Below are 25,002 nucleotides of genomic sequence, written 5' to 3' on the forward strand. Positions count from 1 at the left end.
AGATATGGACGTATTGTGGGCACCCTGGCGGCTCGATTACATTCTTGGCCCCAAGCCGGATGAATGTGTTTTCTGTGTGCCGACGCACACCGAGGAAGACGAAGATCGATTCATCCTACACCGTGGCAAGTACAACTATGTGATCATGAACCGTTTCCCATACAATAATGCCCACCTTATGGTAACCCCCTACAAGCATGTGAGCTGCATCACGGATTTGCGACCTGATGAGGCCCACGAGAATATGGAAATGCTCCAGTCCTGCGTGAGCATCCTGGGGCAGGTATTCCATCCGCATGGCATAAACGCCGGTTTGAACCTTGGGGAGGCTGCAGGGTCCGGCATTGCCGCCCATATCCACTTCCAGATCGTGCCTCGCTGGAACGGAGACTCCTCTTTTATGGCCGTGTTCAGCGAAACGAGAGTTATACCAGAGCACCTGCGCTCCACTTACAACCGCCTAAAGCCATATTTTGACGCACTGGGCTGATACCCAGGCTTAAGGAGTAATTCATGCGTTACCTAAAGGCCATCATGCTTGCCCTGCTGTTTGTGGTTTCCATGCTGTTTTTTGTGCAAAACAATGGACCTCTGTCCACAAGCCTGCAACTTGAATTCAACCTCATAACCCTGCACCTCATCTCCATCCCTTTGCCGCTGTATCTGTTCGTTTTGGCGGCATTTCTGCTGGGAGTGGTCTTTTCGCTGAGCTTTCTGCTCGTTGACCGAATTCGTTTGAGCCTTGAACTCAAGGCGCTGCGCAGGCAGCATGCAGCCCTTGAAGATGAAGCTTTGGCCTTGCGCACCCTTCCGCTGAACCAGACCGAAAACAAGCCCCATCCTGGCGTCTAGCGGTCGGAACAGACTGTGCCCTGGAACGAGATATTTCTCCTAGGACGCCGCAAGTCCAAGCACCCGACTGATCCAGCTTCAGCAGGGACGGTCGAACAGCATGCGCTGCAAGACACGCGTGCGGCTATCGAGGAACTCTCACAGGCTGTTCGCAACAACCCGGAATCAGTTGAGATATATCTCGCTTTGGGCAATCTGTACCGCTCACAAGGTGAGATTGAGCGGGCCATCCATATTCGCAACAGCCTTATCGCCCGCCCCGGGCTTGATCCTGTTCTGAAGGCTCGCAGCCAATTCGAACTGGGTCGTGACTTTCGTCGTGGCGGCATGCTCGACAGGTCACGCAGAGCCTTTGAAGAGGCCAGCGCAGTCCTTGGGCGCACAGAGGAAATCGAACTGGAGTTGGCACGGTTGGCCATGGATTCCGGCGAGTTTGAGCTCGCTGCCGAGCATTACGGGCGCATGGGCCGCGCCATGCCACAGGCGCATTTTCTGTCGCGGCAAGCAGGCGAGCATTTTCGCCTCGGCGAAATATCCTTGGGTGAGAAGTTCCTCAAGCAGGCTTTGACGGTTTTCCCGGCCTCTCCGGAAGCCTGGCTGGCCAGCGTCGTGCAAGCTGCCCTTTCCGGCGACATCGATAAGCTCAAGTCGTGTCTTCAGAATGCCTGCGCCAACATCCCTGCCCCACAACGCTTCCTGCTCCTGGAAGGACTGCTTGAGGCCTTGTCTGCGGCTCGAGTGGACAATGGCGGCGGCAGCGGCGCCAAGGCCTTGCCACAGGCTCGCATCAGCGAAATGGTTCAGGCATCCGTCCAGGTGCTTGCAGGCTTTCCGCCGGATACCCTGCTTTGCTACTACTGCGCCAGGCTGTTTCTCTTCGAGGCCGACTTAGAGAACGCCAAACATTGGCTGGAAAAGGTTCTGGTGCTCAACGCAGACTTCTGGCTTGCTCGTCTCGAGCTTGTGTCTCTTGTTCTGACAGATCAGGATCTGACGCACTTCCTGCGCGACCAGATGACCTACTTCATCAGCCACGCCCGCAAGTCCAAACGTTTTGTCTGCCAGTCTTGCGGCTTTCGCTGGGACAAGACTTTCTTCGTCTGCCCGCGCTGCCGCTCCTGGCACAGCATCCTGTTTCGACAGGAATTCTCCTAACCGTCTTCCATCTTAGGCCGACACGGACCCTGCATGAACGCCCCGAAACTCACTCCCATGTTTGAGCAGTACATGCAGGTAAAGGCCGAGCACCCGGACGCGCTGCTCTTCTTCCGCATGGGCGATTTCTTTGAACTGTTCTTCGAAGACGCCGAAATCGCGGCACGTGAACTTTCCATCACATTGACATCCCGCAACCCAGGCGCAGAGGCCAAGGTGCCAATGTGCGGCGTTCCGCATCATTCCGTTGACAGCTACCTTGCCCAGCTCCTCGAAAAAGGCTTCAAGATCGCCATCTGCGACCAGATTGAAGATCCGCGCCAGGCCAAGGGGCTGGTAAAGCGCGCCGTCACTCGCGTCCTTACCCCAGGCACCATTGTTGAAGATCTCTCACTTAGCGCGAAGAACCACAATTACCTTGCCGCGCTGTTCTGGGATGCGGACACGGGCGCGGGTGGCCTTGGCTGGGTGGATTTCTCCACTTCGGAATGGTCGGGGCTCTTTTCCCGCCGCGAGACCGACCTCTGGCAATGGGCCATGAAAATATCCCCGCGGGAGATTCTTTTGCCACCCGGCAAAAAAGTTCCCCAGCAATATTTCGAGCTGGGCGCACAGGTGACGCAGTTGCCAAGTCCCAGCTCTTTCGACCTTTCCTCGGGGACCGAGGCAGTGCTGAAGGCTCAGGACGCGCCTGAGCTGTCCACCCTTGATCTTGCGGACAAGCCGGAATTGGTGCGCGCGCTGGGCGCGTTGCTTGGATACCTTCGCCGCACACAGATGACCGACTCCCCTCCCCTGGGCGAGTTTAAGGTGCTCGACCTTTCGCGCCACCTTGTGCTCGACGAAGTCACAGAGCGAAACCTTGAAATCTTCCGCAGGCTCGATGGCCGACCTGGTCCAGGCACCCTCTGGCAGGTGCTCGACTACACCCAAACCGCCATGGGCGGACGCCTCCTGGAGTCACGATTGCGCCAGCCCTGGCGTGAACTTGCCCCTGTGGAGCGCACCCTTGATGTTGTCGATTTCCTGTTCCGCCAGGACAGCTTGCGCCAGGACGTACGACGCCAGCTTTCCGATGTCCGCGACCTGGAACGGCTGGCCACGCGCATAGCCCTTGCCCGCGCAACGCCAAGAGACATCGTGGCTGTCCGCGAGAGCATCTCGCGCCTGCCCGGCCTCTACGACACGCTGCGCAAGTCTGTGAACGACGCCGAGGCGAAGCCGCCAGCCGAGCTCCAGGCCCTGCTCAAATCCTGGGACTCCATGGAGGACGTGGCTGAGTTGCTCACGCGCGCCTTTGTGGACTCACCGCCAATTGTCATCACTGACGGCGGGTTGTTCCTCACGGGCTATGACCCGGCGCTGGACGAACTCATCTCGCTCACGGAGCACGGCGAGGCGCGCATCCGCACCATGCTGGAACGTGAGCGCGACGCCTGCGGCATCCCGAAGCTCAAGCTCGGCTTCAACAAAGTCTTCGGCTACTATCTCGAAATTTCGCACGCCTATCAGGGACAGGTGCCGGAGCACTTCATCCGACGCCAGACTCTGGTCAATTGCGAGCGCTACATCACCCAGGAGTTGAAAGACCTGGAAGAACGCCTTCTGTCAGCGGCCGATGAGCGCAAGTCCCTGGAGTACCGGCTTTTCAACGAGCTGCGCGAACGCTTGTCCGAACTACGCACGCGCTTCATGTACATGGCCTCTGCCCTGGCCGGCCTTGACTACTGGCAAGGGCTGGCCGAGGCTGCGCGTCAGAACGATTGGACGCGGCCCGACCTGCATGAAGGCATCGAGACCGAGATCATACAAGGACGGCACCCCGTGGTGGAAGCGGCCAGCGGAGCAGCCAACTACATCCCCAACGACCTGCGCCTGGACGAAACGCGCCGCATTCTTCTCATCACCGGACCGAACATGGCGGGCAAGTCGACTGTCCTGCGCCAGGCCGCGCTCATCACAATCCTGGCCCAGATGGGTTCTTTTGTCCCGGCCAGGCGAGCACGCCTCGGCCTCGTCGACCGCGTGTTTTCCCGTGTCGGCGCCTCCGACAACCTCGCCCGCGGCCAAAGCACGTTCATGGTCGAGATGATGGAAACCGCTCGAATTCTGCGTCAAGCAACCTCACGCAGCCTGGTCATTCTGGACGAGATCGGCCGCGGCACAAGCACCTTTGACGGGCTGGCCCTGGCCTGGTCCGTCGTCGAGGAGCTTTCCCGGCGCGGCCGCGGCCAGGTGCGCACGCTGTTTGCCACACATTATTTCGAGCTGACCGCCCTTGAAGGCCGCATTCCCGGCCTGCGCAACCTGAACATCGCGGTGCGCGAATGGAAGGGCGACATCGTGTTTCTGCGCAAGCTTGTTCCTGGTCCGGCGGACAAAAGCTACGGCATCGAGGTGGCGCGGCTTGCTGGCGTGCCACAAGCCGTGGTCCAGCGCGCAAGGGAAATCCTTGCGTCCCTCGAGGAAAAATCGCAAAGTGAGCGCGGCGGCGCATCACAAGCCATACTTGCGAGGCAGAGCCTGCTTCCTGGCATGACGCCAAGCGCAGCACCGCAGCCGCCGGAGCCGGAGAGCCCCATACTTGTGGAACTCAGGCGCATGGACCTTAACGGTCTCTCACCCCTGGCCGCACTGACCTTGCTGCATGAATGGAAGAAAAGCGTGACTCCGAAATGATCAAGTTGAGCAAAAACATACTTCATCATGCTGCACTGGCGGTTCTCGTTGTGCTTGCCCTGTCCGCCTGCGGCAAACGCGAATGGCCCATCCCCGTGAGCAGCGAGGACAAGTTCCGCTGGCGCAGCGTTGAGGTGCAGCGCAACCAGGATTGCATCATCCTCAACTGCGAGTTGGCTGGAAACTGGACCAATATCGACACGGTGAAGGTTCTCGTCGAACCAGTGGGCAACGATCCCGACGATGGCTGTGCAAGCTGTCCCTTCACCCCACGCGCCACCCTTGTTTTCGGACCAGGCTCAGCCGGCATGAGAAAGGACATGAATCGCATCGTCATCACAGCCTGCGGCTTGAACGCTGCAAAGACTTATCGTCTTCAGCTCATTGGCTTCAACGCATTTACACGCATTGCGCCTGTTGCGTCTGAGCTGGTTCTCAGCGCCCCAAAATAAAATCCATCGCACAGGAGAACATCTTCCCATGCATCATTTTGAGCAACGAAACGGCACCCTGTTTGCGGAAGGCGTCAGCGTCTCTGAACTTGCGCAGCAATACGGCACTCCGCTCTATGTCTATTCCACTGCAACGCTTAAACGCCACTACGAAGCCTTTGACTCGGCGTTTGCGTCCATGGATCACCTGACCTGCTACTCGGTCAAGGCCAACTCCAACCTGCATGTGCTGCGCCTGCTGGCCTCTCTTGGCGCCGGCATGGACATCGTGTCGGGCGGCGAGTTGTACCGCGCCCTCATGGCTGGCGTTCCCGCCTCCAAGATCGTGTACTCCGGCGTTGGCAAAAAAGCCGCCGAGATCCGGCAGGCCCTTGATGCAGGCATCCTCATGTTCAATGTGGAGTCCACACAGGAGCTCCTCCGCATCAATGAGGTCGCGGCGGAGATGGGCAAAGTGGCCCAGGTCAGCTTCCGCATCAATCCGGACGTTGACCCCAAGACGCATCCCTACATCTCCACGGGCCTGAAAAAGAACAAGTTCGGCCTGAACATCGACCATTCTCTCGAGGCCTATGCCATGGCTCGCGACCTTCCCGCCGTCGAGGCCGTGGGCATCGACTGCCATATCGGCTCGCAGCTCACCAGCATCGACCCGTTCATGGAGGCCTTGGACAAGCTCCTGGTCTTCTACGACAAGCTCAAGGCCATGAACCTGGACATCCGCTACCTTGATCTTGGTGGCGGCTTGGGCATCAACTACGATGAAGAACAGCCCCCGCACCCTGCGGAATTCGGCGCAGCGCTGACCAAGGCGCTGGGCAATCTGCCGCTCAAGATCATTCTTGAACCCGGTCGCGTCATCGTCGGCAACGCTGGCATCCTCGTCACCGAGGTGCTCTACACCAAGCAGACTCCGACCAAGAGCTTCGTCATCGTCGATGCCGCCATGAACGATCTGGTGCGACCGTCACTGTATGGCTCCTTCCACCGCGTGGAGGAAGTCGAGCCCAAGGGTCGCCCAGTCCTGGACGTCGATGTCGTCGGCCCCATATGCGAATCCGGCGACTTCCTGGCCAAAGACCGCCAGTTGGCCGAGGTGCACCAGGGCGAGCGTCTGGCCGTGTATTCCGCTGGCGCATACGGCTTCACCATGTCCTCCAACTACAACTCCCGCCCCAGGGCAGCAGAGGTCCTTGTTGACGGCGAGAACGTCATCGTCGCCCGCAGGCGCGAATCCTACGAATCCCTGGTGGCCCAGGAACTCTAGCCTGTCAGGGGGCCGGGCCTCTAGAGCCTGGCCCCCTTTCCACCAATCATGCCACGCCTGAACACCTACCACCTCCCACCAAACCAATGGCCCGACGTTGAAGGCTCGCGTACGCTGCTCACCGGCCCGGAGGCGAGACATCTGCTCGGGGTCCTGCGCGCCAAGCCAGGTGACTCATTGCGTCTCTTCGACGGCCAGGGGCGTTCAGGCCTGTTCAAGATTGTTGGAGTCTCCGGCAAAGACAAGGCCGAACTTGTCGTTGAAAGCCTGTTCCTAGAGCCGATGCCGACTTCAGGGCTCGTGCTGGCATTGGGCTGGAACAAATCCTCCCGGCGCGACTGGGTGCTGGAAAAAGCCGTTGAACTTGACGCCTTGGGGCTTCTTTTTTGGCAGGCCGTACGCAGCCAGGGTGCCCCGCCAGCCGTTGCCAAGGATTCCTGGCAGGAGAAATGTGTTCAGGCCGCCAAGCAGTGCGGCTCAGTATGGCTGCCCGAACTCGGCATTGCGCACGGAGGCGTGGAAGGACTTATTCGCGTTGCGGCAGATCCCGGCGGGTGTTACGCTGGTTGCTACGTTCTTGATGAAAACGCGGCCACAGACGCCCTGCCCGACCCGGCCAGCCTGGCCTCCGGCAAGAACCTCGTGGTGATCGGTCCGGAGGGAGGGCTGGAACGGCGTGAAGCCGAAGCCCTGGCTCAATCCGACTTCAAACCGCTGAGCTTAGGGCCGCGCCCGCTCCGATGGGAAACGGCCGCCCTGTACTGTCTGGGTCTGGCCCATTTCGCCGCACGCACCAGCCAGCACTCGAGGAGTTCATGCGCATAGAGATTTCAGAAAAGCAGCCCCTGGCAGATAAGATCAGGCCTCAAACCCTGGACGAATTCGTTGGCCAGAGCCACCTCCTTGAGCGCATCGCGGCCTTTGCGCAGGGACCACGGCTGCCGAGCCTGCTCTTCTTCGGTCCTCCTGGCTGCGGCAAGTCCACGCTTGCCATGCTCATGGCCAAGGCTGCAGGCAAGAAGTGGATCCGCGTAAGCGCGCCCGAGGCCGGCCTCGCCGCCTTGCGCAAGCGCCTGGAAGGAGCCGAGGTGCTCATCCTCGACGAGATTCACCGCTTCTCCAAGGCGCAGCAGGACTTTTTCCTGCCCATCCTGGAGAGCGGCGAGATCGTCCTGCTGGCGACCACCACGGAGAACCCCTCGTTCAGCGTCACCAGGCAACTGCTCTCCAGGCTGCACGTGCTGCGCTTCCGCGCACTGACGCGCGAGGAACTCTCTCGCATGGCCAGACGCGGGGCCAAGGTGCTGGGAGCCGAATGGCCGGACGAGGTCTTTGATCTGCTGGGGGCCATGTCCGCGGGCGATGGGCGAGCGCTCTTGAATCTGGTTGAGCACGTCGCGCACATGCCAAAGGAAAAGCTTGGCATCGAAGAGTTGCGCCAGGCACTGCCGGAAGTTGTCATCCGCGGCGACCGCGACGGCGACTCGCACTATGAGCTTGCCTCGGCGCTCATCAAATCCATACGGGGAAGCGATCCGGACGCGGCGCTCTACTACCTGGCCTGTCTGCTGGAAAGTGGCGAAGACCCGCGCTTCATCTGCCGCAGACTTGTGCTGTCGTCAGCGGAGGACATCGGCCTGGGCGACCCTCAGGCGTTGCCGCTGGCCGTTGCCTGCCAGCAGGCCGTGGAGTTCGTCGGAATGCCTGAAGGGTTCATCCCACTGGCCGAGACGGTCATCTACCTTGCCCTGGCGCCGAAGAGCAACGCGAGCTATGCTGGCTATTTGAATGCCCTGAAAGAGGTCCGCGAGAATGGCCTGCTGCCTGTGCCGCTGCATCTGCGCAACGCCAGCACCACCCTGCACAAGGAATGGGGTTACGGGCGCGGATACAAGTACCCACATGCTTTCCCGCAAGCCTGGGTGGACCAGGAATATCTTCCGCACGACCTCGCGCAACGCAAGGCGCAGTTCTACTTCCCGAAAAACGAGGGCGTCGAACCCCGGCTGCACACCTGGCTGGCCTCGCGCAAACGTGCGGGCCGCAAAACGTAACCCCTACCCGTCCTGACCGGTCTTCCTGGCGTACAGCTTGCGCCATTCGTCCAGGAACAGCACGGCGGTCTCAAGTTCGCCGAGCCTGCCCTGTTGCTGCCGAATAGCCCAGACGAGATCCTCAAAACTGGTGCTCGCGGGGAGCGCAAGCCGGTCGAGAAGAGCCGAGATATCCTGCGCCAACTCTGGCGGGAGGCCTTCAACCGCCTGAAGGCTGGCGCGTTGTTTGGGCCATCCCGGAACGCGTTCGCCCACGAAGTCGAGCAGGGTCCGCATCCGCGCGCAATAGGTGTGCTCCCGAAGCACCCGCTCTTGCCCACGCGCAGCAATGGCTGCACGTTCGTCGGGATGAGCCAGGTAATGCGCAATCTTGTCCTGCAATTCCTCCATGCTCCCGAAGGTAGCCAGTTCGTCGTCCGCAAAGGCTTCGGGCATGAGGATTCTGCGGTCAACAAGCTGAAAGGCACGGCAGGCCGCGATCTCAAAGGTGCGCGGGTTGATGAAGTCCCCGCCGGTGACCAGTTCTTTGGCTTGGACGCTTGAGTGCAGATTAATGTTCACCTTGGTGGCGTTGAAAATCTTGACGCAGTCCTCGCTGGAAACGCGTGCGCCGGCCATCTGCACATAGGGCTCAAGCACGCTGTCGCCTTCCCATTCGGTACCCCAAAGCTTGAAATCGTGGCGGATGAGATCGCGAAAGGCCACACGGCGGTTGGCATAGCCAGCCCCCATGAAGGAAACGTCAGAGCCGAATTTACGGATTTCCGCAGCAGAAAGTTCAAGTGGTTTGTGAACTTCCGGTTGAGCTGCCAAAGGCAGATACAGGGCGTTGCCCACCCCAATAGCTTGCAATTCCTTAAATATTTCATCTCGCTGGATGACGGCAAATACATCATAGTACGGAGCAAAGCCCTTCCAGTACGTAAAGAGACGGAAATCTTCAACAAACCACATCGCCGTGGTGATTCCGTCACGTTTAAGCCGCTTCAAGGCCTGGATGGTCAGCGGTGCCTGGGCCTGCGCAAGCACAAGGTCCGGTTCAAAGGTTTCGGCCTTGGCCAAGACGGACTGGGACACAACCTGAAGGTAGCTGTTCTCTAAATATTGCAGGCGGTCCGTGCCCACCTTGAGTCCATGCAGGGCCTTGTAGGAGGGGTAAAAGTCCGGCGCCTCGAACACCTCCACCAGATGCCCGAGCTGCCGCAAAGCCGCCGTGCAGTATCTGCCGATGGGCAGGGAGCCGCCATAGAGCGGCAACACCACCAGTATCCTCACCCTCGCCCCCTTGGTTCGTTTCCCGCTCACCCTACGACGTGGTCATCCGACTATTCTTAATGTTTTAACCGTCATCCGCAATTAAGAGAAAGTCTAGACTTTATTTAACATTCTTAATTTATAACTTTATGTTATTATGCTCGAAGATATTCCTGAAAACCTTCCACTAGAGGATTCAGCGTCCGGCACCATCCAGTCCCGCTCCATGTACAGGCGTTCTGCGAGCTCATTGAGCATCTGTGATGGCTCGCCCTGCCCTGCCGAAAGATGTTCAGAAAGAAAATCGCGGAAGCGTCCACGCAATTCGGACTGTGGGTCAGGTCCGGCTTTGGCCGTAAAGGTCTGGCCCAATTTGTCCGTGTCGGAATTGAAGACCGTGACGCCAGAGGGCAGGTGGTTCGCGTCCAGGGTGGAGAGATAGCGAACAATGTCGGTATCCATGAAGGGCTGCAAGCAGGCCACCTGTGCCGTGCATGGCTGTGACTCTAGACAGGGTGCGCACTCGATGTTGGCCTGAAGCACCTGATGCCCCAGTCCGTAGGGTCCGGTTTCAAAGCACCAGGCCGAGGAGAGAAAGGTCGCCAGCACGGGGATTCCTAGGTGCGCGGCAAGATGCATTGTGCCGGTGTCCGGGGTCAGCACCAGGTCGAGCCCGCCCACCACGTCCACAAGGGAGCCCCAGCCTGTGGCGCCGCAAAGGTTCTTCAACACCCGGGCGTGTCGCCCCGGAAGCTCTCGCTCGAGCTGTCGCGCAGCCTGGAGCTCGGCCTTGCTGCCGAGCAGGACCAGCGCGTCGTCACCGCGGATGTCCAAAAGCGCGGTCACCAACGCGGCAAGCACCTTGGGCGGAAGGGAACGCCTGGACTCGCGTCCGGCCATGACCACGCCAAGGCCGCCGCCCTTGCCCTTCGCCACGGGGTTGACCTCGGTGGCTGGCACGGGTGAAGCGTGGTGCCAGGCCCAGAAGTCCGCGATGTTGAGCCCGATGCGGCGCATGGCGGACCAGCGCATGGCGAGCCGGGACCACTGGCCAACGATCTCCTGTCCGTTCTGCCAGACATGCCCTCGCACGCTCTGCGGATCAAACAGCGCTGCCAGCCGGTAGTTCAAAGGCGAGAAATTGAGATTGTATACCCGTGAGAATCGGATGCCAGCAAGCTCTCGAAATGCCGTGACATTGCGTTCAAGAAGCACTCGCGCCTGTTCGGCAGGCGGCAGCTTGGCCAACACAGTGCCATGGGCGCACACAGGATGCAGGTGCACAGTCGGATACAGCAGCCGGGCCAACGCCACCAGCGACTCGTCCAGACAGAGATGAACCTCGGCTTCGGTCTCGCCTAAAAGCGACAAGAGCAAACGCTTGGTCTGCACAAGGTCGCCGAACCTGGCGAGCTGAATCACGAGATAGGCTGGCATGTGGCTAGGCGTTCTCCTCTTTTCGCTGTGTCGGCACCCTATCTCACACGCGGTGAATATGGCAAGATTGACTGTTTTGCCATTTTACAGACCGGGCAAGGATTTGGTATGATCTTCCGGATGCGCTATTATCCTATGTTTGTGAGCCTTGCGGGACGAGCCTGCCTTGTGGTGGGTGCTGGCCAGGTTGGCTTGCGCAAAATCGAAACTCTGGCCGAGTGTGGCGCTTCAAGCGTGCTTGTGGTGGACAAGAATCCACCTGACAAGGCCCTGGAGCTGCTGCTCAGGCGGCCAGGTCTGACCTTTGCCCAACGCGACTTCCAGGAGACTGACCTTGAGGGCAAGTTCCTGGCCATTGCCTCAACCAGCAGTTCCCAGGTCAATCAGCGCATCAGCGACCTTTGTAGGCTTCGTGGCGTGCTCTGCAATATCGTTGACCAGCCCGACGCCTGCACCTTCATCGTTCCGGCAACAGTGCGACAGGGCGACCTGACGCTTGCAGTATCCACCGGCGGGCAGAGTCCAGCCCTGGCCAAGACCATCCGCAAGGACTTGCAGAATGCCTACGGAAGGGAGTATGCCCTGTTCCTCGCACTCATGGGGCGCCTGCGGACTCTCGTTCTGGCCCAAGGCCAAGAGACAGAGGCCAACACCGCCCTGTTCCGCAAGCTCGTGGGCTCGCGCCTGCTTGAAGCGTTCAAGAATAATGACATTCCCTTGGCAATGGCGGAACTGGCAGCACATTTGCCCACACACTTGCACGACCAAGTGCCTTCACTGATAACGGAGATCCTGCATGATTCTGCCTGAACTGCTTCCGATCCTCGTCATCGCCCTGTACTTCCTGGGTACCGTGCTTTTCGTCGTTGGTTCGGCCCTGCGCAATGATCGCCTGAAAAACTCCGCCCTTGTCCTTGGAGCACTCGGCTTCGCCCTGCACAGCCTGGACCTTGTTCACATCATGACCGGTGCCGATGCGACCCCGGGCCTGACTGCCGGACGCTTCCTGTTCTGCCTGCTCGGCTGGGGCATGCTTCTCATTTTCCTGCTTCTCTGGTGGCGTCTCAAGCTCAAGTTTCTTGCTGTGGTGGCCATGCCCCTCGCGCTCATGCTCTACATCACCGCAAACGCCACGGTCGGCGTCAACGCCAAGCTGCCGCCCATGCTCTCAGGCCTGTTCTTTTTCCTGCACATCGGGACGCTGTTCGCCAGCATGGCGCTGCTCGCCATGGCCTTTGGCGCTGGCCTGGCCTTTCTGCACCTGGAAAAGCGCATCAAGACCAAGGCCGGCTTGAAACAGTTCCAGAAGGACATGCCTTCACTCGACACCTTTGACCGGGTGAACCACTTCGTGGCCCTGTGCGGCTTCCCGCTCTACACGCTGGGATTGGCGTCGGGGTATGTCTGGGCATGGCTTGCCGCCCGGCGCGTCTTCTCGCTTGACCCAAAAGAATTGTTGGCTTTGGCCGTATTGGTCCTTTACGCCTACCTGTTCCACCAACGCCTGGCCATGGGCTGGCGGGGCCGCAAACCTGCGGTCATGGCCATTTGCGTGTTCCTGCTGACCGTCATTTCCATGCTCGGCGTCAACTTCCTCGTTCCCACAACGTTTCACGGGTTTAAACCGTAATGGATAAATCAATCTTCCTCATTGGACTCAACCACCGCTCTGCCGGTGTAAATGTTCGCGAGAAATTCGCCCTGACGAATGTCGCGGACTTCGAGAAAAGCCTGCTCGCGGCGTGTCCCCTGCGCGAAGTCATGGCACTGTCCACCTGCAACCGAGTGGAAATTCTCGTGGTGGCCGACAACGACCGCTGTGAAGGCGTGGACTTGCCAGAGGCCGTGCTGCGCCATTGGGCCGAAACCTGTGGTGGACAGGTTGACGCTTTGCGCACCCACACATACCGCCACGTGAGCATGGACGCGGTAACGCACCTGTTCTGCGTCGCCGCCAGCCTCGACTCCATGGTCATGGGCGAGCCGCAAATCCTGGGGCAGCTCAAGTCCAGCTACCGCAAGGCAGTTGAGACGGGCACGGCAAGGGTCATCATCAACAGGCTGCTGCACAAGTCCTTCTCTGTGGCCAAGCGAGTGCGTACCGAGACGGCGATCGCCTCAAGCGCCGTCTCCATCAGCTACGCCGCGGTGGAACTGGCCAAAAAGATCTTTGGCGAACTGGCGGGAAAAACCGCCATGCTTGTTGGGGCAGGAGAGATGGCTGAGCTGGCCGCCACGCACCTGCTGGCCTCCGGCATCGAAAAGCTCTACATCACAAACCGCACGTATTCGCGCGCGCAGGAACTCGCCAAGACCATGCACGGTGAGGCCATCCTTTTTGAAAGCATGGTGGATCAACTGCGGGACGTGGACATCGTCATCAGCTCCACCGGCTCGCCCACGGCGATTATCCGCGCCAAAGACATCCGCGAGGTCCTAAAGAAGCGCCGCAACCGCGCCATGTTCTTCATCGATATCGCCGTACCGCGCGACATAGACCCGGACGTGAACGCCCTGGACAACGTCTACCTCTACGACATCGACGACCTGAAGGAAGTCGTGGAGGAGAACATGAGCGCCCGCCAGGGCGAAGCCGTCAAGGCACGGGCCATCGTCGAGGTGGAGGCCCAAGCCTTCGCCACTTGGCTTAAAGCGCTGGCGCTGCAACCTACCATCACCGACCTCTTGAAACGGGCTGAGGATGTGGCTGAGCGAGAACTGGCCAAGACCCTGAAGCGCCTTGGCGACGTGGACGACGAGACCCGCGAGGCTTTGGAGGTGCTGGTGTCCTCCGTGAGCCGCAAGCTCCTGCATGAACCCATCTGCTTCCTCAAGCGCCGCACGCGCGAGGAAGGCACGGCTGAACGCTTCATCGACATGACGAGGCGCATCTTCAACCTCGACGCCGACGCCGTCATCGAAGATGCGCACCTGGACCGTCGCACAGTGGATGACGAGGCGATCGACTGTGAATGTTGCCGCGACGAGGACACTTCCCCGGCGCGCGACAAGACTGAAATGAACTAGACCGGAGAGCCAATGCGCACGTATCTCATCGAGGACTTTCTTCCAGAACAGCAGGCCAAGGTGTGTCAACGTTTGGCCGACATGGGCCTCACTGGCCCCCTTGACGGGATCTACTACCTGCCCCTGCCAGCCGGACTCTTGACCGAGGAACAGCGCGAGCACAGCGCGGAGTGCGGCCCCTACATCTTCGTGCTCGAAGCTGAGGGCGAGTCGAACCTCAAGCTTGAGCTGCTGGTGCGCGCCCAGAGCAAGCTTCGCTGCTCGTGTGTCGCCTACGCAACGCCGGAGCAGCGCGCCCACATCATGGATTACATGGACAACCTCCTGCGCGAGCTGGATATTACCGTGTAGGTATGGACAAGGACGTGCTGTGTTTGCAGGACCTTCCGCGTAAGGCGGCCCGGTTCTGCCTCGGCATCGGAACGTTTGCCGCGCGTGAGCTCGGCTGTGACTTCCCATCTCTACGCTGTCTTGTCGCCTGCTCTGGCGGTGCGGACTCCATTGCCCTGCTCCTCATCACCAATATGCTCTGCCGGTGCAAGGGCGGCTCGGTCATCGCGGCACACCTGGACCATGCCCTGCGTCCTGAATCGGCGGATGACGCCGCCTTTGTCGCACACGTCTGCCATGCCCAGGGCATTGAGCTGCATACTGAACGTATGGATATCGCCTTGCTGGCGAAAACCACAGGCGTTGGCCTTGAGGAAGCGGGCCGAACCGCCCGGTATGCGTATCTGGAACGCATCAGGCATCAGAAAGGTGCCGACATCATCCTTGTCGCGCACCAGTTGAATGACTTGGCGGAAGACCAACTCATGCGTCTGATGCGGGGCACCGGCTGGCCTGCACTGGGAGGCATGGACGGCTTCGATCCTGACCGAAAACTCCTTAGGCCGCTTTTGTTGTGTCCGCGTACGGCGTTGGAAGATTTTTTGAAATTGTCTAATCAGCCCTGGCGAGTCGACATCACGAATTTCGATCGCGCAACGACACGAAACCGAGTGCGGCATGATGTGCTGCCACAGCTTCTAAGCCATAATTCGTGCTACCTGGACAGTGCCGCGCGCCTCTGGCGACAGGCGCGCATGGATCAAAGCTACTGGGATGAGGAGCTTGCGCGGACACTGGCAATGGTTGTTCAGCATGACGCAAAGCGCCTGATCCCCGCGGAGTCTTTGAATGGTTGCCCTGCCCCACTCCGCTTGCGCCTGTACAAGGCAGTCCTAGAGGCCACAGGACCAGGCCAGTGCCTCAGCGACGGGCTGTTCCGTCTCGACGAGCTCTGGGTTGCGGGTAGTAATGGAAAGAGTGTCCGCTTTCCCGGCGACAAGGAAGCCCGCATCACACGGGCAGGCATCGCCGTCCAGGTCATTGACAGGAAAAAAGAGTGCGGATAAGAGCTTGTGAATCTTTTGCACAAGCAAAATAAATCACCTTTGGAGGCACAATGAATATTCTCATGTTTGGACCCAACGGCAGCGGCAAAGGCACCCAGGGCACCCTGGTGAAGGCCAAGTACGACCTGGACCACATCGAGTCCGGCGCTATCTTCCGCAAGCACATCGGCGGCGGCACCGAGCTCGGCATGAAGGCCAAGGAGTACATCAACCGCGGCGAGTTGGTGCCCGACGACATCACCATCCCCATGGTTCTTGACGTGCTGCAGAACGCCAGCAAGAACGGCTGGCTGCTCGACGGCTTCCCCCGCTCCCTGGTCCAGGCCGAGAAGCTCTGGGAAGCGCTGCAGAAGGGCGGCGAAAAGCTGGACTTCGTCATTGAGATCCTGCTGCCCCGCCAGGTCGCCAAGAACCGCATCATGGGCCGCCGCCTGTGCGCCAATGACAACAACCACCCGAACAACATCTTCATCGACGCCATCAAGCCCAACGGTGATGTCTGCCGCGTCTGCGGAGGCGCCCTGACCGCCCGCGCCGACGACCAGGACGAGGGCGCCATCGACAAGCGCCACGACATCTACTACGACACCACCACCGGTACCCTCGCCGCCGCGTACTTTTACAAGGCCCTGGCCGCCAAGGGCGCCTGCAAGTACATTGAGCTGAACGGCGAAGGCTCCATCGACTCCATCAAGAAGACCCTCCTCGACCAGCTGTAAGCCAAGATCAAGACGCAAAGAAAAGCCCCCTCTTCCGTCAGGAAGGGGGGGCTTCGTTTTGTGGAGCGGTCTCAGTCTACGCGGTTTTGATCTTGCCCTTGAGCGGCTTTGAGGGGGCGGCGGGCGCCTCGGCCTCAGGCGGGGTCAGGCTGATGATGATCGGAGCGGCCACGTAGATGGAGGAATACGTTCCCACCACGATGCCGATGAGCATGGCCAGGGCGAAGTCGTGAATGACCGCGCCACCGAACATGAACAGGCTGAAGACCGCCAGGAAAGCCAGGCCGGAGGTCATGATGGTGCGCGAGAGGGTCTGGTTCACGCTGCGGTTGATGATAACCGGCAGGGGGTCGCCAGTCTTGAGGCCGCGGATCTCGCGGATGCGGTCATAGACGATGATGGTGTCATTGAGCGAGAAGCCGATGAGGGTCAACAGCGCGGCAATGATCGTCAGGTCGAATTCCTTGTTCATGATGGAGAACAAGCCAACCGTGATGAGCACGTCGTGAATGAGGGCGACGATGGCCCCAAGTGCGTAGTTGAGTCTGAGCATGAAGCACAAGCCCAGGGTCAAGATCAGCGCCCCGAAAACGAGCCATACCTGCGGTGCGTGAAAGTACTGAAGGGTCGTGATGCCGGCGAAAAGGCCTGCTGCCATGATGCCGGCCGACATCCAGCGGTGCTCGAAACGTCCTGAGATGTAAATGGCGATGATCAGAATGGCGAAGTACATGGCTTCAAGAGCCTTGCCGCGCAAGTCCTCGCCGACCTTCGGGCCGACCATTTCAATTCGCTTGAAGTCATACTTGACGCCAGTGAAGCTCTCGTCAAGGGCGGACGTGACCGCTTTATGGATGGCGGCGCTGGATTCGTCCGTCGTAGAGGTGCGGATCAGGAACTCATTGTCCTTGGCCTTGCCCATCTGCTGGACGACCAGGCCGGGGAGGTTCTTGTCTTCCAGAACCTTTTTCAGCTTGTCGATTTCCACAGCGGCATCGAACTTGGTCTGGAGGATAACGCCGCCCGCAAAGTCGATGCCGTAGCGGGGGCCGCCCTTCATGCCCAGGGAGATGCCACCGATGATAATCATCACGGCGGACAACATGAAGGCAATCTTACGCAGCCCGATGAAATCGATGTTCGTTTCGTGCTTGATGAAGGAAAAGCTCATGACGTCTCCTTAGATGCTCACGGGCGCGTCGGCCTTACGTTTGGACATGTACAGGTCGAACATGATGCGCGAGACGAAGATGGACGTGAACATGCTCATGATGATGCCAAGGACCAGGGTAACAGCAAAGCCGCGAATAGGACCGGTGCCGAACTGGTACAGGATGATCGCCACGATCACGTTGGTGGTATTGGAGTCGAGGATGGTCAGAGTGGCCTTCCCATATCCCTTGTCCACGGCCTCGCTCGGCTTGACGCCTTTGCGCAGCTCTTCTCGGATTCTTTCGTAAATGAGCACGTTGGCGTCGACCGCCATGGCTATGGTCAGGATGATGCCTGCGATGCCGGGCAGGGTCAGGGTCGCGCCAAACGCGGCCAAGCCGGCCATGGTCAGCACTATGTTCAAGAGCAGGACGAAGTCCGCGATGATGCCGGCCGTGCTGTAGTAGATTGCCATGAATATGATGATGGCGATGGCGGCAATGCCGGTGGCCATGATGCCTGCGTCGATGGACTCCTGCCCGAGGGTGGGTCCGATGGTCCGCTGTTCCAGCACGTTGACCGGGGCGGGAAGCGCGCCAGCGCGCAGCACGATGGCAAGGTCGCGAGCTTCTTCCTGGCTGAAACGGCCAGTGATCTGGGCCTTGCCGCCAGCGATCTTGTCCTGAATAACGGGAGCGGAATAGCACTTGCCGTCGAGCACGATGGCAAGGCGCTTTTTGATGTTCTCAGCGGTGACGCGTTCGAAAATACGGGCGCCACGCGAGTTGAAGGTCAAGCTGACGGAAAACTGGTTGTTATTTTGTTCAATGGTGGCGCGGGCGTCAGTGATGTTCTCGCCGGTGAGCACGGCCTCTTTCTTGAGAACGATGGGGATGCCCTTGCCGTCGTTATTGGGCCCGTGCTGCATCATGTACGTCAGCTCAAGGCCAGGGCCGATCAAGCCGCCCTTGGCTGCGGCAAGGGGGTCAACGGTCTCGTCTACGATCTTGAACTCAAGGTGCGCGGTCTTGCCGATGACGGCGATGGCGCGCTCAGGATCGTTCAGTCCGGGCAGCTGCACCTGGATGCGATTGCCCTCCTGACGGCGGATATCGGGCTCGGCCACGCCGAACTGGTCAATGCGGTTGCGGATGGTCTTCACCGCTTGATCAAGGGTCAGCTTGGCAAGATACTTCTTGTAGTCGGTGGTCATGGAGAGCAGGTACTTGACGCGGTCTTCGGGCAGGTTCTCCTTGCCGTCAATGCGCAAGTTCGGGAACTGCTTGCTCAGAAGCTTCTCGAAAGCCTCCTGCTTGGTCGAGCCGACAAGCACGGCTTCCAGACGGACGCCAGGCAGCAGCGTAGGCTTGAGCACGGCGAGTTCGTCCTCGCGGGCGCTGGCCTTGATGTCCTCACCCATGGACGACATGTTGTTTTCGATGGCCTTGTCCACATCAACGCCAAGGGTCAGGAGAATGCCACCCTTGAGATCCAGGCCAAGGTTGATAACGGTGTCGGGCAAGACTTTACCCAACAATGTGTTCTTGATGCCAGGCACCGAGGGCAGGACCAGGCAGAGGGCCACGGTCATCACCACAAGCGTGACCACGACTCGCCAGCGCAGATTACGATTCATGTACTCTCCCTTGACGGTAAGGCTTCACGAGGGAATATGGTGCTAAAGACAAGCGCGGACCCAGGCGCTTTCCCAGGTCCGCGTATCTGCCTTTCGGCTGAAAATCAAAGGAAAAGTTTACTTGTCCTTCTTTTCTTTTTCCAGCTTGTCAAATGCGTCTGCCTTGTCGGCAACGGTATTGCGCAGCATTTCGATCTGAACCTTCTCGGCGATCTCAAGAACAATGGTGGTATCCTTCATGCGCACGATGGTGCCATAGATGCCGCCATTGGTGACAATGCGGTCACCGATCTTGAGGTTTCCGATCATTTCCTTGTGCTGCTTGGCCTTTTTCTGCTGGGGGCGAATGAGAAGGAAATAGAAGATGGCGAACATGAGAATGAGCGGGACAAAAGCGCCCAGGGGGTTGCCCTGCGCACCGCCGCCACCAGCGGCTCCGCCCATAGCGAACGCGAGATTTTCAAACATCCTTAATTCCTCCTGAGTTTAGCGGGCGCAAATGCTGCGCCACCCTTCCCCGTCTACGCCGGAACGTACAGGTTGCCGTAGGGACGGTGCGAGAAGGGCTTGATCTTGACGAAATCAGACGCAAGGATCGCCTTGGCGTCCAGCCCAAGCTCCTTGGCGTAGTCTTTCACTATGCCCTTGAGCACCAGCATGTCCGACTCGTCCAGAGGCTGAGTGGTCAGGCCGGGGCCGATCTGTTCCTTGGGAACGCTGCCACGGACGTAGATGACTCCACCGTGCATGCCCGTTCCGAGGCTCCGACCGGCAATGGGTTCGGATGGCTTATCAGAAAACATTCCAAGAAGCAAAATGATTCCGCCAGCCATGTATTCACCCAGGAAGTCGCCAGCCTTGCCGCCGATGACAATGGTCGGGAGCTTTTCCATGTAGGCTTTCATGTGGATGCCCACGCGATAGCCCACATCTCCCTTGATGTAGATCTTGCCGCCGCGCATGGCGTAGCCGACAACGTCACCGGCCAGGCCCTCGATAATTACGGTGCCATCATCCATGGTGTTGCCCACGCCGTCCTGGGCGTTGGCCTTCACACGAATCTTGGGGCCGCGCATGAAGGAGCACATGTCCTGTCCGGGCACGCCCTGAATCTCGAAGTTCAGGTCGCCAGTCAGCGCACCGGCCAGATAGCGCTGGCCATTCACGTTCTTCAGCACGATGTCGGTGGCTCCACCGGCCACGGCCTCGCGGATCTGCTCATTGAGCTGGCGGTAGTAGATGCCGCTCGCGTCGATGGTGAGTTTCTTAGCCATTGTCCTTACGCCTCCAGGTGCACGATGACCGGTTCGCCAGCCTTGGGCATCCACACGCGGTCCAGCTCAGGCTGCACTTCACGGATGGAGCTCTCCTCGCTCGACATGAAGACCATGTCGTCCTTCTCGGCCACAACCAACGGCCGCAACTTGATGCGGTCGTTCAGGCCGAAGAGGCCGGTGCTGTCTGCCACGAGGATGGCGAAGGGGCCGTTCAGAAGCGCCTGTCCGTAGACCATGCGCAGAGCGGTGTAGGCCTCTTTTTCCTGCTTGGGCATGCGCTCGATCTCGTCCCAGAAGGGGGGCGCGAAGACCTTGCAGGCAAGCTCCTTGGAGAGACCATGCTTGCGGATGAGCAGGTCGAGCAGGTAGGCCACGACCTCGGTGTCGGTCATGAGCGTGCAGAGATAGTCGTGCTCGCACAGGTACCGGCGGTTGATTCCGTAGGACGAGATCTCGCCGTTATGGACGATGGACCAGTCGAGCAGCGTGAAGGGGTGCGCCCCGCCCCACCAGCCCGGCGTGTTCGTCGGGAAGCGGTTGTGCCCGGTCCAGATGTAGCCGGAGTACTCCTCCAGGCGGAAGAAGTCGGCGATGTCCTCGGGAAAGCCGACGCCCTTGAAGGCGCCCATGTTCTTTCCGCTGGAGAAGACAAAGGCGCCGGCAACCTTGTGGTTGATGTGCATGACCGCACTGACCACGTAGTCCTGCTCGCCAAGCTCACGGCCCTCTTGAGGGCGGTCCTTCTTGGGGGTCAGGAAGTAGCGCGTCACGATGGGCGGGTTCTTGATGGCGAGAACCTTGCGGGTCGGAATAGGCTCGGCCAGGTGCACCGTGAAGTAGTGCTTGATCACCTCTTCGGCGCTGTCCAGGGCGGCCTGGGTGTCGCACATCAGGTGGAAGGCATACTTGTCTGCCAGCTCCGGGTAGATGCCGTAGGCCGCGAAACCGCCGCCCAGGCCGTTTCCACGGTCGTGCATGCAGGTCATGGCGCGAATGGGGATATCGCCGGGAATAAGCCCGCGGGTCTTGTGGATCACTCCAAAGACGCCGCAGCCGGAGATATCCTTCTGGAAGTCGTAGTAACGTTCAGGTGCTTTCATCTGCTCATTGCTCCTGCGGAATATGTCGCCAGTCGCCGTACCGGCAGCCCTAGCGGGCGGCCTTGGCCGGAGCCGGGTTCCAGGTCTCGTCGAACAGCTTCTCAGGCCAGAGGAAGACCTCGGGGCCAGCGTTGATGAGCTTGTCCTTGGCTTCGCCAGCCAGCGCCATCTCAAACTTGATGAAGGCGGTGAACATGCCGGCCTTGTCGATGTCGCCCACGAGGACGTAGCCGACCAGCTTCTCGTCGCGGAAGACGAGCTTGCGGTACGTTTCCTTGGCCTCGTCAAGGAGGGCGTGAACTTCAAAGTTCTTGTCGCCCTCGGGCGGGTTGACCACGCCGACCGAGATGGTGGGCAGGCCGTAGAAGCTGATGGAGTTCATGGGCAGGCCGCCCTGATAAGGCTCTTTGGCGCCTGCCATGTTGCGCCCGGAGGCGTAGCCCTGGTTGTAGGCGTTGGGCCAAATGGGCACGACGCGGTGCTCACCGGAGAGCTGATCCATGGCCTGGGCCACATCGCCTGCGGCGTACACGTCCTTGGCGTTGGTCATGAGCTTGGCGTCGACCATGATGCCTCGCTCGACCTTGATGCCCGCGTCCTTGGCGATGGCGCTGTGCGGCACCACGCCGATGGCCACGACAACCACGTCGGTCTCAAGGAAGCGGCCGTCAGTGAGCAGCACGCCCTTGACCCGGCCCTTCTTGTCGCGCTGGATCTCCTTGGCGGTAACGCCGCAGTTGACCTCGATGCCGACCTTCTTCAGGCGGTTGGACGCCAGCGCACCGGCCTTCTCGTCAAAACCGGCGGAGAGGATGCGCGGGGCCAGCTCAACGATGGTCACGGCCACGCCGCGATCATGCAGGCTCTCGGCAGCCTTGAGGCCGATAAGACCGCCACCGATGACAACCGCGCGCTTGATCTTGCTCGAAAGCTCGATGAGGGTCTGCGCGTGGGCCAGGGTGGTGAAGCTGTAGATGTCCTCGCCCTGCACGCCCGGGATGGGCGGGATGAACGGGATGCCGCCGGTGGCGATGAGCAGGCGGCCGTAGGCGACGGTGTCGCCCTTGTCCGTGGTCACGGCCTTCTTGGCGGTGTCGATCTTGGTGACGGTGGTGCCGAGCTTCAGCTCCACGTTGTTCTTGACGTAGTAATCGTCGCCGCGCAGGGCCAGCTGGTTGGCGCCGATCTTCCCGGCCAGAAGGTAGGAGATGAGCGGACGGCCATAGGCGGCGGAATCTTCCGCGCCGATGACGACGATCTTTCCCTTCTGGTCGTGCCGACGGATGCCCTCGATGGCGCCGATGGAGGCCACGCCGTTGCCGATGATCACGTAGGTCATAGCATCCTCATGAGCTTTGCGTTTCGTGACGGACATTGCCTCTCCTAGCGTTCCTCTTGCTTGAGCGCCTGATTGGGGCAGGCAGCCACGCACGCCGGGCCGCCGGGGCGGTCAGCGCACAGGTCGCACTTGACGATCTTGTTCTCCAGCGGGTGCCGGGCGATGGCACCAAACGGGCACGCCATCAGGCAGGACCAGCAGCCAACGCACTTCTCACGGTCATACGTGGTGCGGCCGGATTCGGAGTCCTTCTGCAGGGCGCCGGAGATGCAGGCGGCCACGCAGGCGGGCTCGTCGCAGTGACGGCAGGACAAGGCCACGCAGGTGGGGCCGCGCTCATGCACGTGCTTGCAGGAGGTCAGTCCCTCGCTGCCGCGCTCCACCGTGTAGGCAAGGATCAGGTCCTTGCTCTTGGAGTGTGCGGTGAGGCAGGCCAGCTCGCAGATGTGGCAGCCGATGCAGTAGTCTTTGTCGGGGTAGACGCGTTTCATGATGTAGAGTCCCCCTTTTAGCGACCGGCGTGCTTGACGCCGAGGATGTCCATCTCGGTATCGGAAAGGCCGACCGCGCGCAGCTTGTCGCGGTTGCCGCGCAGGCTTTCGATGGAGTTCAGGCCCATTCCGCCGAGCATTTCTTCGATCTCGTGACCCCAGGCATGCACCAGGTTGATCATCTTCTTCGCAGCGACGTCCGGGTTCTGGCGCTTGGCCAGCTTGGCGTCGTTGGTGGCGATGCCCCAGGGACACTTGCCGGTGTAGCACTTGCCGCAGAGCGTGCAGCCCACGGACAGGAGTGCGCCGGTGGCGAAGTAGCAAGCGTCGGCGCCGAGCGCGATGGCCTTGACGACGTCAGCGCTGCAGCGGATGCCGCCCGCGGCCACGATGGACGCGCGGTTGCGGATGCCTTCGTCGCGCAGGCGCTGGTCAACCTGGGCCAGGGCCAGCTCGATGGGGATGCCCACGTTGTCGCGGATCATGCCGGGAGCGGCGCCAGTGCCGCCGCGCATGCCGTCGATGGCGACGATGTCCGCTCCGGCGCGAACGATGCCCGAAGCGATGGCCGCCACGTTGTGCACCGCGGCGATCTTCACGCTGACGGGCACGCGGTACTCGCTGGCCTCCTTCAAGGCGAAGATGAGCTGGAGGAGGTCTTCAATGGAATAGATGTCATGGTGCGGCGCAGGAGAGATGGCGTCGGAACCAAGCGGCACCATGCGGGTGACGGAGACCATCTCGTTGATCTTCTCGCCGGGCAGGTGGCCGCCGATGCCGGGCTTGGCGCCCTGGCCGACCTTGATCTCAATGCCCGCGCCCGCGTTCAGGTAGTCGCGGTGCACGCCGAAGCGGCCGGAAGCGACCTGGACGATGGTGTTCTTGCCGTACTGGTAAAGGGACTTGTGCAGTCCGCCCTCACCGGTGTTGTAGCAGATGCCGAGTTCGGTCGCGGCGCGCGCCATGGCGACGTGCAGGTTGAAGTTGATGGAGCCGAAGCTCATCGCCGAGAACATGAGCGGGTAATTCAGCTCAATGTTCGGGGTAAGCTTGGTCTTCAGCTTCGGGCTGCCGTCCTTGGTCTTCCCGAACTCGAGCTTCACCGGCTTGGCGCCAAGGAAGGTCTTGAGCTCCATGGGCTCGCGCAGGGGATCGATGGACGGGTTGGTGACCTGGCTGGCATCGAGCAGGAGTTTATCCCAGTAGACCGGGATATTCACCGGGCTGCCCATGCCGGTCAGGAGCACGCCACCGGAGTCGGCCTGCTTATAGATGTACTTGATGAACTCCGGCCGCCAGAGGGCATTGTCCCTGAAATCTGACTTTTTCTTCTGTATCAGAAGCGCGGAGGTGGGACAAAGCGCCTCGCAACGATGGCAGCCGACACACTTGGCGTTGTCGTGCATGACCTTCTGGCGGGTCTCATCCCAGTAGTGCGCCTCGTAGGAACACTGCCGGATGCAGACCTTGCAGTTGATGCAGGCGTCCTTGTCTCGGACAATGGAGAAATCGTGGTAGTTTCGGTTGATCGGTTGGAAAAGCAAAACCGGTACCTCGCTCCAAATGGTTTGGCTGTGTTTGCCTGAAGATACATTTCCCTGCCCGAATTATTGCTGGGCAACATGGAAATGGGTCGACAGAAAACCACAAGCTCAATTACCTGTCAACAAATCTTTCTGCAAAAACGTCAAAATTGACGAAATTGTGATGTGGG

Annotated in this window: 24 protein-coding genes; 14 read left to right on the forward strand and 10 right to left on the reverse strand. The window is 60.1% G+C overall.

From position 1 onward, the window contains the following. The first annotated feature begins 4 nt into the window (after positions 1 to 4). Genes RDU24_RS03625 through RDU24_RS03660 form a run of 8 tightly spaced genes read left to right on the forward strand, consistent with a single transcriptional unit; the run spans position 5 to position 8,459 of the window. Entirely contained in the window at positions 5 to 490 is a 486-nt protein-coding gene (locus RDU24_RS03625; RefSeq protein WP_308734370.1) for an HIT family protein, read from the forward strand. 23 nt (positions 491 to 513) lie between these two features. Continuing rightward, complete coding sequence (locus RDU24_RS03630; RefSeq protein WP_308734371.1) at positions 514 to 852, forward strand: LapA family protein; 339 nt, start codon at positions 514 to 516, stop codon at positions 850 to 852. 15 nt (positions 853 to 867) lie between these two features. Then, the gene (locus RDU24_RS03635) at positions 868 to 2,007 is read left to right on the forward strand and encodes a tetratricopeptide repeat protein (RefSeq protein WP_308734372.1); all 1,140 of its coding nucleotides are present in this window, start codon (positions 868 to 870) and stop codon (positions 2,005 to 2,007) included. 33 nt (positions 2,008 to 2,040) lie between these two features. Further along, positions 2,041 to 4,686 carry a DNA mismatch repair protein MutS gene (gene mutS, locus RDU24_RS03640; protein ID WP_308734373.1) on the forward strand — a complete coding sequence of 882 codons (2,646 nt, stop codon included), beginning with the start codon at positions 2,041 to 2,043 and terminating at the stop codon, positions 4,684 to 4,686. Continuing rightward, the gene (locus RDU24_RS03645) at positions 4,659 to 5,138 is read left to right on the forward strand and encodes a hypothetical protein (RefSeq protein WP_308734374.1); all 480 of its coding nucleotides are present in this window, start codon (positions 4,659 to 4,661) and stop codon (positions 5,136 to 5,138) included. The genes mutS and RDU24_RS03645 overlap by 28 nt, the downstream gene beginning before the upstream one ends. Positions 5,139 to 5,166: 28 nt before the next feature. Then, positions 5,167 to 6,405 carry a diaminopimelate decarboxylase gene (gene lysA, locus RDU24_RS03650; RefSeq protein WP_308734375.1) on the forward strand — a complete coding sequence of 413 codons (1,239 nt, stop codon included), beginning with the start codon at positions 5,167 to 5,169 and terminating at the stop codon, positions 6,403 to 6,405. Between the two features lie 48 nt (positions 6,406 to 6,453). Further along, entirely contained in the window at positions 6,454 to 7,230 is a 777-nt protein-coding gene (locus RDU24_RS03655) for an RsmE family RNA methyltransferase (RefSeq protein WP_308734376.1), read from the forward strand. Next, entirely contained in the window at positions 7,221 to 8,459 is a 1,239-nt protein-coding gene (locus RDU24_RS03660; RefSeq protein WP_308734377.1) for a replication-associated recombination protein A, read from the forward strand. The genes RDU24_RS03655 and RDU24_RS03660 overlap by 10 nt, the downstream gene beginning before the upstream one ends. Before the next feature lie 3 nt (positions 8,460 to 8,462). Here the strand turns inward: RDU24_RS03660 and RDU24_RS03665 are convergent, their stop codons facing one another. Further along, positions 8,463 to 9,734, reverse strand: a complete 1,272-nt coding sequence (locus RDU24_RS03665; RefSeq protein WP_308734378.1) for a CgeB family protein — start codon at positions 9,732 to 9,734, stop codon at positions 8,463 to 8,465. Positions 9,735 to 9,860: 126 nt separating this feature from the next. Beyond that, entirely contained in the window at positions 9,861 to 11,150 is a 1,290-nt protein-coding gene (locus tag RDU24_RS03670; protein ID WP_308734379.1) for a glycosyltransferase family 9 protein, read from the reverse strand. On the opposite strand from RDU24_RS03670, the gene RDU24_RS03675 reads away from it, so the two are divergent. Genes RDU24_RS03675 through RDU24_RS03700 form a run of 6 tightly spaced genes read left to right on the forward strand, consistent with a single transcriptional unit; the run spans position 11,151 to position 16,293 of the window. Next, on the forward strand, positions 11,151 to 11,960 hold the full coding sequence (locus RDU24_RS03675) for a precorrin-2 dehydrogenase/sirohydrochlorin ferrochelatase family protein (protein WP_308734380.1): 810 nt from the start codon (positions 11,151 to 11,153) through the stop codon (positions 11,958 to 11,960). Beyond that, the gene (gene ccsA, locus RDU24_RS03680) at positions 11,947 to 12,780 is read left to right on the forward strand and encodes a cytochrome c biogenesis protein CcsA (protein ID WP_308734381.1); all 834 of its coding nucleotides are present in this window, start codon (positions 11,947 to 11,949) and stop codon (positions 12,778 to 12,780) included. Before RDU24_RS03675 ends, ccsA begins: the two co-directional genes overlap by 14 nt. Beyond that, positions 12,780 to 14,177: a glutamyl-tRNA reductase gene (hemA, locus tag RDU24_RS03685; protein ID WP_308734382.1), complete on the forward strand. Its 1,398-nt coding sequence runs from the start codon at positions 12,780 to 12,782 to the stop codon at positions 14,175 to 14,177. The genes ccsA and hemA overlap by 1 nt, the downstream gene beginning before the upstream one ends. A gap of 12 nt (positions 14,178 to 14,189) precedes the next feature. Then, the gene (locus tag RDU24_RS03690) at positions 14,190 to 14,528 is read left to right on the forward strand and encodes a hypothetical protein (RefSeq protein WP_308734383.1); all 339 of its coding nucleotides are present in this window, start codon (positions 14,190 to 14,192) and stop codon (positions 14,526 to 14,528) included. 2 nt (positions 14,529 to 14,530) lie between these two features. Then, complete coding sequence (tilS, locus tag RDU24_RS03695; protein WP_308734384.1) at positions 14,531 to 15,574, forward strand: tRNA lysidine(34) synthetase TilS; 1,044 nt, start codon at positions 14,531 to 14,533, stop codon at positions 15,572 to 15,574. 50 nt (positions 15,575 to 15,624) lie between these two features. After that, entirely contained in the window at positions 15,625 to 16,293 is a 669-nt protein-coding gene (locus RDU24_RS03700; protein WP_308734385.1) for an adenylate kinase, read from the forward strand. A 76-nt stretch (positions 16,294 to 16,369) separates the two neighbouring features. Here the strand turns inward: RDU24_RS03700 and secF are convergent, their stop codons facing one another. The 8 genes from secF to RDU24_RS03740 all read right to left on the reverse strand — a co-directional run bounded on the left by secF (position 16,370) and on the right by RDU24_RS03740 (position 24,832). After that, complete coding sequence (gene secF / locus RDU24_RS03705) at positions 16,370 to 17,464, reverse strand: protein translocase subunit SecF (RefSeq protein ID WP_308734386.1); 1,095 nt, start codon at positions 17,462 to 17,464, stop codon at positions 16,370 to 16,372. A 9-nt stretch (positions 17,465 to 17,473) separates the two neighbouring features. Continuing rightward, entirely contained in the window at positions 17,474 to 19,081 is a 1,608-nt protein-coding gene (gene secD, locus RDU24_RS03710) for a protein translocase subunit SecD (RefSeq protein ID WP_308734387.1), read from the reverse strand. A 117-nt stretch (positions 19,082 to 19,198) separates the two neighbouring features. Continuing rightward, complete coding sequence (yajC, locus tag RDU24_RS03715; protein WP_308734388.1) at positions 19,199 to 19,549, reverse strand: preprotein translocase subunit YajC; 351 nt, start codon at positions 19,547 to 19,549, stop codon at positions 19,199 to 19,201. A gap of 53 nt (positions 19,550 to 19,602) precedes the next feature. Then, positions 19,603 to 20,355 (reverse strand): hypothetical protein, encoded by a 753-nt coding sequence (locus RDU24_RS03720; protein ID WP_308734389.1) that lies wholly within the window; start codon positions 20,353 to 20,355, stop codon positions 19,603 to 19,605. 5 nt (positions 20,356 to 20,360) lie between these two features. After that, entirely contained in the window at positions 20,361 to 21,458 is a 1,098-nt protein-coding gene (locus tag RDU24_RS03725) for a class II glutamine amidotransferase (RefSeq protein WP_308734390.1), read from the reverse strand. 49 nt (positions 21,459 to 21,507) lie between these two features. Beyond that, a complete protein-coding gene (locus tag RDU24_RS03730) occupies positions 21,508 to 22,833 on the reverse strand; it encodes an NAD(P)/FAD-dependent oxidoreductase (protein ID WP_308734391.1) in 1,326 nt (441 codons plus the stop codon). An 8-nt stretch (positions 22,834 to 22,841) separates the two neighbouring features. After that, entirely contained in the window at positions 22,842 to 23,288 is a 447-nt protein-coding gene (locus tag RDU24_RS03735) for a 4Fe-4S dicluster domain-containing protein (protein ID WP_308734392.1), read from the reverse strand. A 17-nt stretch (positions 23,289 to 23,305) separates the two neighbouring features. After that, positions 23,306 to 24,832: a glutamate synthase-related protein gene (locus RDU24_RS03740; RefSeq protein WP_308734393.1), complete on the reverse strand. Its 1,527-nt coding sequence runs from the start codon at positions 24,830 to 24,832 to the stop codon at positions 23,306 to 23,308. Positions 24,833 to 25,002 lie beyond the last annotated feature (170 nt).

Source organism: Humidesulfovibrio sp. (assembly GCF_031082295.1).
Classification (GTDB): Bacteria; Desulfobacterota; Desulfovibrionia; order Desulfovibrionales; family Desulfovibrionaceae; genus Humidesulfovibrio.

Bases quoted from the DNA above. Each gene is read 5' to 3' on its own strand.
- RDU24_RS03625 (WP_308734370.1), top strand. From the start codon at position 5: ATGGACGTATTGTGGGCACCCTGGCGGCTCGATTACATTCTTGGCCCC.
- RDU24_RS03720 (WP_308734389.1), bottom strand. From the start codon at position 20,355: ATGGCTAAGAAACTCACCATCGACGCGAGCGGCATCTACTACCGCCAG.
- RDU24_RS03660 (WP_308734377.1), top strand. From the start codon at position 7,221: ATGCGCATAGAGATTTCAGAAAAGCAGCCCCTGGCAGATAAGATCAGG.
- RDU24_RS03700 (WP_308734385.1), top strand. From the start codon at position 15,625: ATGAATATTCTCATGTTTGGACCCAACGGCAGCGGCAAAGGCACCCAG.
- RDU24_RS03730 (WP_308734391.1), bottom strand. From the start codon at position 22,833: ATGTCCGTCACGAAACGCAAAGCTCATGAGGATGCTATGACCTACGTG.
- tilS (WP_308734384.1), top strand. From the start codon at position 14,531: ATGGACAAGGACGTGCTGTGTTTGCAGGACCTTCCGCGTAAGGCGGCC.
- yajC (WP_308734388.1), bottom strand. From the start codon at position 19,549: ATGTTTGAAAATCTCGCGTTCGCTATGGGCGGAGCCGCTGGTGGCGGC.
- RDU24_RS03725 (WP_308734390.1), bottom strand. From the start codon at position 21,458: ATGAAAGCACCTGAACGTTACTACGACTTCCAGAAGGATATCTCCGGC.
- RDU24_RS03670 (WP_308734379.1), bottom strand. From the start codon at position 11,150: ATGCCAGCCTATCTCGTGATTCAGCTCGCCAGGTTCGGCGACCTTGTG.
- lysA (WP_308734375.1), top strand. From the start codon at position 5,167: ATGCATCATTTTGAGCAACGAAACGGCACCCTGTTTGCGGAAGGCGTC.
- RDU24_RS03735 (WP_308734392.1), bottom strand. From the start codon at position 23,288: ATGAAACGCGTCTACCCCGACAAAGACTACTGCATCGGCTGCCACATC.
- RDU24_RS03645 (WP_308734374.1), top strand. From the start codon at position 4,659: ATGGAAGAAAAGCGTGACTCCGAAATGATCAAGTTGAGCAAAAACATA.
- RDU24_RS03655 (WP_308734376.1), top strand. From the start codon at position 6,454: ATGCCACGCCTGAACACCTACCACCTCCCACCAAACCAATGGCCCGAC.
- mutS (WP_308734373.1), top strand. From the start codon at position 2,041: ATGAACGCCCCGAAACTCACTCCCATGTTTGAGCAGTACATGCAGGTA.
- RDU24_RS03690 (WP_308734383.1), top strand. From the start codon at position 14,190: ATGCGCACGTATCTCATCGAGGACTTTCTTCCAGAACAGCAGGCCAAG.
- RDU24_RS03630 (WP_308734371.1), top strand. From the start codon at position 514: ATGCGTTACCTAAAGGCCATCATGCTTGCCCTGCTGTTTGTGGTTTCC.
- hemA (WP_308734382.1), top strand. From the start codon at position 12,780: ATGGATAAATCAATCTTCCTCATTGGACTCAACCACCGCTCTGCCGGT.
- secF (WP_308734386.1), bottom strand. From the start codon at position 17,464: ATGAGCTTTTCCTTCATCAAGCACGAAACGAACATCGATTTCATCGGG.
- ccsA (WP_308734381.1), top strand. From the start codon at position 11,947: ATGATTCTGCCTGAACTGCTTCCGATCCTCGTCATCGCCCTGTACTTC.
- secD (WP_308734387.1), bottom strand. From the start codon at position 19,081: ATGAATCGTAATCTGCGCTGGCGAGTCGTGGTCACGCTTGTGGTGATG.